An 11,290-nucleotide genomic window follows, 5' to 3' on the forward strand; every position below is an offset into this window, starting at 1 on the left:
GCCTCTCTCGTAGCCTGCTTCCCGTAGATTCCCAGCCACAATGACGAAGATCCCCCGCATTCCGTGGCAGCTCACCGGCAACCACTGGCTGGCGCTGCCGTGCATCCACCCCGCCGACGGGTCGCTGCACGCCGTCGGGATGCTGCACCGCGCCGCCCGCGGCGCGATCGAGTTCGCCGGCGGGCCGGATTTCGTCAATGGCGGATCCGCGCCGCTGGCGAAACCGACTATCAGCGTCGGCGGAGTCGCGCGTGAGCTCGCCGCGGAGGGGATGGCGTGGGAGCACGTCTCTACCTGGCTCCCCACGTTCAGTTGCATTGCCGGCGAGCTGGCGGTGCGGGGGACGATCTTCGCGCCGTACGGGCGCGACGCGGACGTAGCCGGCGCCGTCTACGCGATCAGCATGGTGAACCGGAGCAAATCGGCGATCACCGTCACGCTCGGCTTCGAGGGGTCGCTCGGCCATCGGCAGCAGCGGGTCCGTTCAGCGCGCACCTTCGACGACGCGCATCGCATCACCGCCGGCGACCGCGGGGTGATCGTGCTGGACGGTGCCGCGATTCCGGCGCACGCCGCGCTGGCCGTCGGCGGCGACGGGGAATGCAAGGTGGAAGTGAGCGGCGGTGATTCGCCGCGCTGGTCGCTCACGCGCGAGATCGAGATCGGCTCCGGCGAGCGCGTGGAGGACGCGTTCTACATCGGCGCCGGCCCCGAGCGCGACGGCGCCGAGGCCACCGTCGCGGTCATGCGCCGGCGCGGGTGGAAGGAGCTGCTTCGCATCACCTCCGAAACCCTGCGCTCGTTCGAGCAGTCCATCGGCAACGACGCGCTCGACCGGCTGATCAACCGCAATCTGCTCCTCGCATACTTTTACGGCGTGGGTCGCGCGCTGGACGACGCGCACTTCTATCTCGTTCGCACGCGCGTGCCGTGGAACTCGCACGGACTCACGGTCAACGACTGGGAAGCGCTGACGTGGACGATTCCCGCCGTGCAGCTCGCCGACGCGGATCTCGCGCGCGAGCTGATCCTGCGCATGTGCGAGCTGCACGGGTACGCGCCGGGGACGGGCGTGCACTATCTCGACGGGACGCTGTTCCAGGCCGGGTTCTCGCTGGAGGGCGCGTCGGCCTACGCGATCGCGGTGGAGCGGTACATCTCCCAGACCGGCGACGACCTGATCGTGGAAGAGCCCGCCGTCGCCGACACACTCTACCAATCGCACGACGATATCGAGGCGCGGCGGGACAACCGCTGGCCGCTGTATTCGACCGAGGTCACGCCCGGCGGCGAGCCCGTGAGCCAGCCGTACGGCGCGCACGCCAACGCCGTGGTCGCCCAGGCCATGGAGATGTTCAAGCGCACGCTGGACGAGAAGACCGCGGAGAAGGTCGAGGACCCGGAGGCCATTCGCGCCGCGTTGCGACGGAAGTTCGCGACGACGGAAGATGCGGGAACGGCCGTGCTGCACTCGTCGATCGACCTCTCCGGCGCGTCCTCGTCGGATGACGACCCGGTCGCGTCGCTGTACTGGCTGCCATTCTACGACGGCATTCGCCGCGAAGACTCGGTGTACCGGCGCACGGTGCGTCCGCTCGACGCGCAGCAGCCGGCCGCGCTCGCGACGCACTGCGCGCGCCTGGTCGGTCCAAGCGCCGGCGCCACGCTCAAATGGCTGCGGCGCGCGCCGCTCGACAACGGCTTCGCCGCCGAGCTGGTGGACGCCGACGGAGCCGCAACGGCGAACGGCGGCGACGCAACCCTGGCCGGCCTGCTGGCGTATACTGTATGGTATGCCGTGCACGTCTTAGGCGTGCGGCCGTGAAAGGCAGTGACTAGTGACTAGTGACTAGTGACTAGTGGCTAGTGACTGCTCTGTTGGAACAGCCAGCCTTTGTATTTACTAGTCACTAGTCACGAATCACTAGTCACTGCAGTTCATCGCTCGGGTGGCGAAACGGGTAGACGCGAGGGACTTAAAATCCCTTGAGGTAAAACCTCATGTGGGTTCGATCCCCACCCCGAGCATCCTTTCCCCGTGACACCGAAAAAAAGCCCGCCTTCCGGCGGGCTTTTTGTGCCTCCACAAAAATGCGCGACTCAGAGCGCGCGAACCGCCGCTACGATCTGATCCGAGCTGCCCGTGACCACGTAAGTGATCCGGCCGTTCGGCCCGATCGCGTAGACCATGGTAGGGTGGGAGAGGTCGCCGGTTCGCTCGTTGCGAATACGCGGGATCCTCCATTTGCTCAACGTGCGCTCGACATCCTCGATCGAGCCGCTCAACACATGCGCGTCGCCGGTCAGCCCCCACTGCTTCGCGATCGCCGGCAACCGGCTCGGCGTATCGCGGAACGGATCCAGCGTTACCACGATCACCGCCGGGGTCCGCACCGGATCGGTCGCCGCGATCTTATCGCGGGCCGACAGCACGTCGTTCACGACCAGCGGACATACCGTCTCGCAATGCGCGAAGGCAAACGTCACCAGCACGGCCCTGCCGTGGTATCGATCCAGCCTGACCGTATCGCCGGATTGGTTCACCAGCGAGAGCGCGGGTGGAACGTCGTTGATCCGCGTGAGCTGCTGTGCCAGGCTGGTGGCAGGGTTCGGATCGAACGGCTCCGCGTTGACCTCGCGCACGCGCAGTACCACGCTCCCCACGGCGGCGACCAGCACGGCCGAGATTATTCCGACCGTTATCTGGCCGGTCGTGCGCTCCAGCAGCCTGCTGATTCCCGCGCGCGTGTCTCCGCCCCAAACCGCCAGCAGCAGCAGCAGCATGCCGAGCGGCTGGCCGATGAGCAGCACCCAGCCGCCGGCGTCAGGCAGTCCACCGACGCCCGCCCCAAAGCACACGTAGCGCGTCCGTGCCAGCCACTCCGGCGCCTCTGCCGTCAGCGGCCAGAGGGCCAGCGCCCACCACGCCGCCGTGATCAGAATGATCAGGGCGAGCGCGGCGAGCGCCGGCGTTCCGCGCCGCACCTGTATCAGCCGATCCTCCACACGAACGAGAGCACCTTCCAGTTCACGAAGAAGTACAGCATGAACGCGGCGAGGAATACGAACACGAGCACGAGCGTCCCCGGCGCGGGGCCCATCCAGCCGGCTTCGGGTCCGTGCATCCTCTCCCACCGCTCGTCCACGTCCGCGCTATGCTTGGGCGGGTGGGTGAGTCCCTGCGGCACTCCGCGCATGTTGCTGAGCGGAACCACCTCGCCGAGCGCCTCGCCGAAGAACACCGATTTCACCGCGATCGCGATGAAGATGAAGGCTCCCGTCGCGGCCGTCACCCCGCCGAGCGCGACCAATGCGAGGAACATGTCCACCGCGGGGCTGAACGCCACGTCGAACGGCGCCTGGCTGAAGCTGATGTCCCAGTGCCGCCGCGGCACTCCAAAGGTGCCCGCGAAGGTCATCGAGATCGTGAAGATGACCATTCCGCCGGCGAAGATGTACGGCTGCAGCTTCGCGAGCGACCAGAGCGCGACTTTCTTCCGGAATACGAGCGGGATCAGATAGTACGTCAATCCCATGAACGCCATGGCCGTGCCGCTGACGACCGTCGCGTGGAAATGGCCGGGCGAGCGGAGCGTGTTGTGCACGATGATGTTGATCTGCTCCGTGCCGATCGTGACGCCGGTGATGCCGCCTATGAACCCGAACACTACGATGGACAGCACCAGCGAGCTGAAGCCGGGATCGCCCCACGGCGCCCTGCGCAGCCAATCGAACATGCCGTTGGTGTAGCCACGCAGCCGCATGCCAAGCTCCATTCCTGCCGGAACGGTGAAGCCGTGCAGCAACGACGCGAGGACGGCCATGTACATGAAGTAGCTGGTGTTCACGATCTTCCATGCCGATCCCATTCCGGGATCCACGAGCAGGTGGTGCGCCGACGCCAAGGAGATGAACAGGATGTACAGCACGAACGCCGAGCGGCTGATCTTCTCGTTGAGCACGACCGCGCCCACCGTGAGCGCGCCGAGCATGTACCAGATGGCGACCATGGCCGCGACGTTGATCTGCTGCGAGGAATGGCCCAGCGCCCACCAGAGCAGCCGGTACACCTGCGGGTCCACTTCCATCAGACCCAGCGACCAGAGGAAGGTGGGGATGTAGATCATCGCGCCGTGAACCAGCGTGATCGCCGCGATGATCGCGGCGGTCATCGCGCCGTATACCACGAGGGGCATGGACCCCTCGTAAGTGCGCTCGCGCTTGGCAATCGCGAGGTTCGCGAAGAAGACTCCGGTGACGATCAGCGCGCCGACCGCGAACAAAATGACACCGAGGTAGAAGAGCGGGTGCGCGCGCAACGGCACGTACGAGGTGAACAGGACGTCCGCCTTTCCGGCCCACATCAGGTACTCCACCATCAGCGCGCCGAGCAGCATCAGGCCGTACGCGAACCACGACGTCTTCGGCGCGACGTTCCTGGCGTTCAGCAGCGCGGTGCTCGTGAAGTGCAGCACCGCCATCTCGAAGAAGATGATGAAGAAGATGAGCATGCTCATCCCGTGCACGCCCAGAATGCGGTAGAACCAGACCGCGGGCAAAAGGTGCACGGCCTGCCAGCGCGTGAGCACGATGAGCACCGCCGCGATGGCGCCCACCAGCAGCGCGACGATCGACGTCACGGCGTTCCATCGCGTCAGGCTCAGCGCCACCTCGTCCAATCTGCGGCCGGTAAATGGGCATACGGTGAACCGCGTGCCGGCCGGAACGCCCGTTGCCGGTCCGATCGCGGATGCGGGTACGATCGGCGCGCTCACTGGAGGTCTCCGGCCGCGGCCGCGACTGGTGCCGTCGACGAATCCTCGACGATCACCCTCCCGACCATTGTGTGGTGGCCGATTCCGCAGAACTCGTTGCAGATGATCCGGAAGTCACCGGCCGCGTTGGGGGTGACCCGCAGGCCGTAGTCGTAGCCCGGCACGACCTGGAAGTTGATGTTGATCGGATACAGCGAGAACCCGTGATTCACGTCGAGTGAGGACAGGTGCAGGATGTACTCCTTGCCTTTCTGCAGCTTGAGAATCGGAGTCCACTGAAAGGCCATCGCGGTCAGATAGATGTCGGCTCCCGGCGGAGGAGCCACGATCGGCATGCCGCGGTCGTCGCCCACCTTGTACTGGTTGGTGAACTCGAGTGTGCGCTTGTAGAACGCGGCCGGCTCGACGCGTCGCCGGATGCCCGACGGATTCTGTCCGCCCTTCCAGTGCCAGAGCGGCATCATCGCGAAGAGCACCATGCACCACGCGAAGGCGATGACGACCCACGTCTTTTCCGACCGGTGCGCCGGCTTCCACCAGTTACCTTTGGGCGAATCGAGCCCGGTATGGATATCGATGTGCATGAGTGTGCCCTTAGGGGAGTTCGGCGGGTGGGAGCGTCACGATCTCCCAGAGGCCCCACGCCGTGAAAATCGCGAACATGATGACGAGACCCAACGCGAGCAGGAGCCACACGTTGTCGAATAGTCGTTGCCAGAGTGGAATCGGCTCAGGCGGCGAATCGTCGCTTCGGAGATCAGTCATGAGGTTTGCGGGATTGAGAAGCCGGGAGCGGATTATCAGGTCGCGAACAATCACAAAGTACGACGAGGTGACGCATCAGTGAATGCTCTGATATATGGTGTAGGGATTTGCCTGACACACGCCCCTCCTCACCCGCCCGCATGAACCGCTCGCATCACTGATGGCCGCTCCATCCCGCCCCGCGGAGCGCTTTGTTCTCCGTTTCCTCACGCTGGCCGACGCGACCTCCAACCGCCTGTACGGCTGGAAGTACAACCCGCTGTATCAAAGCGGGACGATCGCGGTTGCGCTGCTCTTCGTCCTGCTCGTCAGCGGACTGTGGCTGACCTTCTTCTACCGTGTCGGCACGCCCTACGACTCGGTAGCGCGCATCACCGCGGATCCCTGGCTCGGCAACTGGATCCGCGCGCTGCATCGCTACGCCAGCGACGCGGCGCTCGTCGCGGTCGCCGTGCACGCGGCGCGCATGTACGCGCAGGGCCGGAGCTGGGGACCGCGCGCGCGCGCCTGGATGAGCGGCGTGGTGCTCCTCCTGCTCGTGCTCGTCTCGGGCTGGACGGGGTATGTCCTGGTCTGGGACTCGTTCGGGGAGGTGCTGGCGCTCGAGGGTGCGCGGATGCTCGACGCGCTCCCCGTCCTCTCGGAGCCGATGTCGCGCGCGTTCACCGGCGAGCGGCCGCTGCCGAGCGTTTTCTTTTTCATCAACCTCTTCGCCCACGTCGGAATCCCGCTCAGCATGTTCGCGGTGCTGCTGTTGCACACCTCGAAGCTGGCGCGGCCGAAGCTGCTCCCGCCCAAGCCGGTGATGTGGACGCTGATCGGCGCCCTCGTCGCGCTTTCCGTCGTCCGGCCGCTGGCCATGGCGCCGGAGGCGAATCCGTTGCGCATTCCGGCGTCCGTGCCGGCCGACTGGTTTTACGCGTTCTGGCTGCCGCTGTCCCGGTCGCTCGACGGAGGCACCGCGCTGCTGGGCGCTGCGCTCACGTTCTTCGCGGTGCTGCTGATCCCTCTTGTAGCCAAGCGGCGGGGCGAGCAGGCACCGCCCAAGTCGGTGGTGGACGAAGATATCTGCGTCGGGTGCCGGCAGTGCGCGCTCGACTGCCCGTACGAGGCGATCACCATGTTCGCGCGCAGCGACGGACGCTCCGAGGAAGTGGCTCGCGTCGATCCCGATCTCTGCGTGAGCTGCGGGATCTGCGCCGGCTCCTGCGCGCCCATGGGCGTGGGCCCCCCGGGCCGCACCGGCCGCGACCAGCTCTCCCGCGCGCGCGCTTTCATCGCGCGGCCCGAGCGGCGGGAAGGTGAGCTGGTGGTGATCTGCTGCGAGCGGGGCGCTCCGAATCTCGCAAAGGAGGCCGACGCACGCGGCGTGGTGCTGTATCCAGTGGACTGCGCCGGCAGCCTGCACACGTCGGTCATCGAGCTGCTGGTGCGAAGCGGAGGCGGCGGAGTGCTTACGCTCGCGTGCCCGCCGCGCGACTGCTGGAATCGCGAGGGGCCGCGCTGGCTGAACGAGCGCGTGTATCACGATCGGGAAGCGGAGCTGAAGGCCAGGGTGGACCGCCAACGGGTCAGGCTCGCGTTCGCCAACGCGAGCGAGCCCGCGAAGGCGTGGGCTGCCATCACCGGGTTCCAGGAGCAGCTTCGCCTCGCCGGAGAGCAGGTGGCGGAGCCGGTAGTGGCCATCGATCTCGAATGCGATCCCGTGCCGATCGGCGAGGAAACATGAAGTCCGCGCTTCGCTTCCTCGCCGCGGCCACGCTCAGCGCCGCCGTCCTGCTCGCGACCGCCTGGGGATCGATCGCTCCACTGAAGGTTGCCCGGGGCGATGACGCGATCATGCGAATCTCGCTGGGCGCGCGGCCGGAGCGCATCGAGATATGCCGCCGGCAGACCGACGAGGAGCTCGCCAGGCTAGCCCCGCAGATGCGACAGAGCGTCGTCTGCGAAGGGACCACCGCGCGCTACCGCCTGGAGGTTCGCCGGAACGGCGCGCTGCTGCATTCGCAGGTCGTGCGCGGTGGCGGCCTGCGCAACGATCGCCCGCTGTACGTTTCCCGGGACCTGCCGGTTCCGCCGGGTCCGGCCGCTTTCGCGGTTCGCCTCTCCCGCATCGACACGATTCCCGCCGACCAGCAATCAACTTCGGCCGCGGACGACGACGACGATGACGACGACGATCGACGGGTTGGAGAAGACGACGTCCCTCGCCCGGGAGACCTGCCGCCCGCACGGGCGCGGCGCGAGATCGACGAGCGTCGTCGCCGCCGGGAGGAGTCCATTCCCGCCGAGCTGCGGCTCGACCTGGACGTCAGTCTCGAGCCCCGCGAGGTGGTGCTGGTGAGCTACGACCAGCGGAGCCGCCGCCTCATCAGGGTCAGCGGGGATTCACTGCCGTAAGGGCGCTGTAGAGCGCCCCGGTAACGGAACGATCCGTGCAAGACGATCACCTGTGCACGTAATCCTTGCCACAGAGGTCAAAAGATGAAAATCAGCCAATACATCTCGCGCTATCGCGCGCTTGGTATCCTGTGCTTTTCCGCGGTAGCCGCGTTGGACGCGTCCGCGCAGACGCGGGTAGTGGTGCCCGAGGGCACCGTGATGATTGTCCGCACCGCTACCGCGTTGGAGTCTTCCACCGCGCGACCCGGCCAGACGTTCGAGACGGTGGTTGCCGACACGGTACGCGTGGACAACTTCACCGTCATCCCGGCAGGTAGTCGCATTCGTGGAGTAGTGGTCGCCGCGCAAGCCGCCACGCGGCAGCAGTCCGGCGCCATCGACGTCCGGTTCGACCGCCTTGCGCTTCCGAACGGCAGCTCGGTCGCGGTCAGCGGCCGCCTGACGAGCACTGACGCGGCTGAGCGGCGTCAGATCGAGTCCGATCCGAACGCGCGAGTCGTTCTCGTTGGCGGGCGCACCGGAGTCGGCGCCGCGATAGCCGGAGCCGGCGGCGACGCTGCGTCGGGGATTCTCGGCGCACTCGGTGGGCTGCTCTCGTCCGGTGCCGACGTTCGTCTTCCCGCGGGCACTCCGCTCGCCGTGCAGCTCGAATCCGGACTCGTGCTCACGCGCAGCGGAGCGGCGCGCTCCCCGGACGCGTTCACCATCTACACGAGCTCCGAAATGATCCGGGCGGCGCAACAGGCGCTGGCGCGGCAGAACTACTACCGCGGCACGATCAACGGGCAGCTCGACGATGCCACGCGGAACGCTCTGTTCGAATACCAGGTGGACAAGGGAATAATCGCGACCGGAAATCTCGACGGCCGGACCGCGCAGATGCTCGGCCTTTCTGCGAGCAGCGCGTTCGCGGTCCTCTCGCCCGCGGAAGCTTCGCTGCTTCGCAGGGGCGCAACGGCGCTGGTCGCGCGCGAGCGTCAGGATCTCATGATCTCCACGGCGGGGCGGATGGATACGCGCCGGCTGTACGCCGAGGGGGACGTCGAGCTGCTGTTCGCGCTGTCGGCGTTCGCCGACAATTCGGAGCTATATGAGCAGCTCGTGCGCGTCTCCGGCAACGTCGAGGGCGTGGTACTCGCGGGTAGATCGCTCGTCGCGAGCGCGAGGCGCGTGGACGCAGCGCTCACGCAGGCGCGAACCACATCGCAGGTGCAGAACGCCTGGACATCCATCCGCGCCCAGCTCGCGGAGCTGGATCCGACCTATCGGTAGCATGGCATCACCGTGACGTAGAGAGCGGGCCAAGCGGCCCTCTCTTTTTTTGGCTCCCCGCGGACCCGCGCTTGTAACTTCTGCTGATGCGGCGTGCCCTCGTCATTGCGAATCCCGCCTCACACGGCGGCGCGAGGAGGCAGGCCGCCGCTGCCCGCGAGCTGGCGCGCGCGAAGATTGAAGCGGACTCCGTAGCTACAGAATACGCGGGGCACGCCGCCGTGATCGCCGCGGAGCGAGCCGGCTCTTATGACGCCGTGTTCACATTAGGCGGAGACGGCACTGCGATGGACGTGATTGGCGCGCTCGCGGGCAAAGGGCCGCCGGTCGGGATCCTACCCGGCGGCACCGGCAACCTCCTCGCCCGGTCGCTCGGCATACCGCTCAGAGTGCGCCCGGCCGTAAGGGCTCTCGCGGCCGGTCGCGAAGCGCGGATCGATCTGGGCCAGCTCGGTGACGGCCGGCTCTTCGGGATCGGGGCCGGCGTCGGAGTGGACGCCACGATGATCGCCGAGACCCCGCGTTGGCTCAAGCGCCGCCTTGGCGTGCTGTCGTACGTGATCGTCGGGCTGCGCTCGCTCCTTCGCTTCGACGCGTTCCAGGTCAGCGGAACCGTCGATGGGGTGCCGTTCGAGCGGAGCGCGTCCGCCATTCTCGTCGCGAATTTCGGGACGATGTTCCGACACCTGCTCACGCTCGGCGACGGAATTCTGCACGACGACGGCGTGCTCAACGTCTGCATTTTCTCGCCGACGACCAACGCCGACGCCACGCGAATCACCTGGAAGATGATGCGGCGCGATTTCTCGCCCGACCCGTGCATGTCCTACCTCTCGGGTCGCGAGATCGAGATCACCACGGTCCCCGCGCGTACCGTCCAGGCCGACGGAGAGCTGGCCGGATCCACTCCGCTCGGCGTGCGCGTTCTCCCGGGCGCGGGGCGGCTGATTCTTCCGAGCGGCAGGGGACGAGGGCTCTGATGCTCGCCTTCGTGATTGCGGACTGAGGACTTAGGACTTTGCGGCCTCAGGACTAACTACAATTGCGGATCGGCGATTAATTGAGGACCGAGGATGAGCGGAACTCGGGGAACGGCACTGGCTGTGGTCCGTAATCCTCAATTAATCGCCGATCCGCAATGGCCGTTGGTCCTGAGTCCGCAGTCGTCAATGGCGCGTTATGTGCACCTCCATCTCCTGTCAAACCGAAGGCTATTCAACAGGAGGTTTCAATGGACAGGGGCACAGATTTTCTCAAGAGCCAGATCAACAACGCGGTGATGCAGCACGGGGCATTTCTGCGCGCACTCGAGGACCATGAATCCCAGGCCGAAGACTCGCGGTTCCGCGATCTCTGCACCAGACACATCCCGCACATGCGCGAGCACCACCGGATGCTCGAGGACTACCAGCAGACGCTCGGCGCCGAGGCAGGCATAGGGAAGAAGGCGGTGGGCGCGGCGCTCGGCATGGCGCGCGACCTGGCCGACGCGGCGCGGGAGAGCGATTTCCTGCGCCTGGTGGGGGACATCGTCATGGCGCGGCAGGCCGAGGACACGTTCAAGACCTTCCGTGAGGCCGGACGCACCCTGAACATCGAGCCGCTGGCGGAAATCGGCGAGCTCGGCGAGCGGCATCACGACGAGTACGTGAAGGAAGCCAACCGCCTCGTCCAGCAGATCTTCGTCGAACACGTACGCGGGCCCGAAGCCGTCCGGTCCGCGACGGTCGACGCGATCCCGCCCGTCTGACGCGTCGATTCCGCCGGTCGGTTGGGGTTGGGGATGGTTGCCTGCACCTACGCGAGCAAACCGCGCTCGCCAAGACGGTGCTGGCAACCATCCCCAACCCCAACCTCCCATCCGCAGTAAGCGCGAGGAGGCCGACTCGCGTGCGACGTCGCGTCCTGCCGCTCCGCTCTTCGCGCACGTCCAGGGGAGATGTCTGCGGCCGGTCTCGGCGGCGGGTCCTCGCAGGCGGCGTCTTAGCGAGCGCAGTTTGCTCGCGTAGCCGCCGAAGAGGACTCGCCGCCGTGACCGGCCAGCGCGGATAACACTAGCAATCGTGCGCGGTTAG

Annotated in this window: 10 protein-coding genes and 1 tRNA gene; 7 read left to right on the forward strand and 4 right to left on the reverse strand. The window is 66.6% G+C overall.

The genetic code is table 11. From position 1 onward, the window contains the following. The first annotated feature begins 40 nt into the window (after window positions 1-40). Window positions 41-1,825 (forward strand): hypothetical protein, encoded by a 1,785-nt coding sequence (locus WEA80_09350; protein ID MEX1186782.1) that lies wholly within the window; start codon window positions 41-43, stop codon window positions 1,823-1,825. Between the two features lie 118 nt (window positions 1,826-1,943). Continuing rightward, window positions 1,944-2,028: transfer RNA gene (locus tag WEA80_09355), tRNA-Leu, on the forward strand. 72 nt (window positions 2,029-2,100) lie between these two features. On the opposite strand, the gene WEA80_09360 is transcribed toward WEA80_09355, so the two are convergent. From WEA80_09360 to WEA80_09375, 4 genes are read right to left on the reverse strand one after another with little or no spacing between them, the layout of a single operon-like run. Then, entirely contained in the window at window positions 2,101-2,985 is an 885-nt protein-coding gene (locus tag WEA80_09360) for an SCO family protein (GenBank protein ID MEX1186783.1), read from the reverse strand. A 5-nt stretch (window positions 2,986-2,990) separates the two neighbouring features. After that, complete coding sequence (locus tag WEA80_09365; GenBank protein ID MEX1186784.1) at window positions 2,991-4,775, reverse strand: cbb3-type cytochrome c oxidase subunit I; 1,785 nt, start codon at window positions 4,773-4,775, stop codon at window positions 2,991-2,993. Further along, a complete protein-coding gene (locus WEA80_09370) occupies window positions 4,772-5,359 on the reverse strand; it encodes a hypothetical protein (GenBank protein MEX1186785.1) in 588 nt (195 codons plus the stop codon). Before WEA80_09370 ends, WEA80_09365 begins: the two co-directional genes overlap by 4 nt. A 10-nt stretch (window positions 5,360-5,369) precedes the next feature. Continuing rightward, window positions 5,370-5,540, reverse strand: coding sequence for a hypothetical protein (locus WEA80_09375; GenBank protein ID MEX1186786.1), 171 nt, complete (start codon window positions 5,538-5,540; stop codon window positions 5,370-5,372). A 160-nt stretch (window positions 5,541-5,700) separates the two neighbouring features. Between WEA80_09375 and WEA80_09380 the strand changes: the two genes are divergently transcribed. The 5 genes from WEA80_09380 (at window position 5,701) to WEA80_09400 (ending at window position 10,965) form a co-directional block, all read left to right on the forward strand. Continuing rightward, window positions 5,701-7,269, forward strand: coding sequence for a cytochrome b N-terminal domain-containing protein (locus WEA80_09380; GenBank protein ID MEX1186787.1), 1,569 nt, complete (start codon window positions 5,701-5,703; stop codon window positions 7,267-7,269). Next, window positions 7,266-7,940 (forward strand): hypothetical protein, encoded by a 675-nt coding sequence (locus WEA80_09385; protein ID MEX1186788.1) that lies wholly within the window; start codon window positions 7,266-7,268, stop codon window positions 7,938-7,940. The genes WEA80_09380 and WEA80_09385 overlap by 4 nt, the downstream gene beginning before the upstream one ends. An 84-nt stretch (window positions 7,941-8,024) precedes the next feature. Next, on the forward strand, window positions 8,025-9,215 hold the full coding sequence (locus tag WEA80_09390) for a peptidoglycan-binding protein (GenBank protein ID MEX1186789.1): 1,191 nt from the start codon (window positions 8,025-8,027) through the stop codon (window positions 9,213-9,215). 86 nt (window positions 9,216-9,301) lie between these two features. Continuing rightward, entirely contained in the window at window positions 9,302-10,195 is an 894-nt protein-coding gene (locus WEA80_09395) for a diacylglycerol kinase family protein (protein ID MEX1186790.1), read from the forward strand. Window positions 10,196-10,446: 251 nt separating this feature from the next. Further along, window positions 10,447-10,965 carry a hypothetical protein gene (locus WEA80_09400; protein ID MEX1186791.1) on the forward strand — a complete coding sequence of 173 codons (519 nt, stop codon included), beginning with the start codon at window positions 10,447-10,449 and terminating at the stop codon, window positions 10,963-10,965. The last annotated feature ends 325 nt before the right edge of the window (window positions 10,966-11,290 follow it).

This window comes from Gemmatimonadaceae bacterium (genome assembly GCA_040882285.1).
Classification (GTDB): Bacteria; Gemmatimonadota; Gemmatimonadetes; order Gemmatimonadales; family Gemmatimonadaceae; genus JACDCY01.

Bases quoted from the DNA above. Each gene is read 5' to 3' on its own strand.
- WEA80_09350 (MEX1186782.1), top strand. From the start codon at position 41: ATGACGAAGATCCCCCGCATTCCGTGGCAGCTCACCGGCAACCACTGG.
- WEA80_09370 (MEX1186785.1), bottom strand. From the start codon at position 5,359: ATGCACATCGATATCCATACCGGGCTCGATTCGCCCAAAGGTAACTGG.
- WEA80_09375 (MEX1186786.1), bottom strand. From the start codon at position 5,540: ATGACTGATCTCCGAAGCGACGATTCGCCGCCTGAGCCGATTCCACTC.
- WEA80_09380 (MEX1186787.1), top strand. From the start codon at position 5,701: ATGGCCGCTCCATCCCGCCCCGCGGAGCGCTTTGTTCTCCGTTTCCTC.
- WEA80_09385 (MEX1186788.1), top strand. From the start codon at position 7,266: ATGAAGTCCGCGCTTCGCTTCCTCGCCGCGGCCACGCTCAGCGCCGCC.
- WEA80_09390 (MEX1186789.1), top strand. From the start codon at position 8,025: ATGAAAATCAGCCAATACATCTCGCGCTATCGCGCGCTTGGTATCCTG.
- WEA80_09395 (MEX1186790.1), top strand. From the start codon at position 9,302: ATGCGGCGTGCCCTCGTCATTGCGAATCCCGCCTCACACGGCGGCGCG.
- WEA80_09400 (MEX1186791.1), top strand. From the start codon at position 10,447: ATGGACAGGGGCACAGATTTTCTCAAGAGCCAGATCAACAACGCGGTG.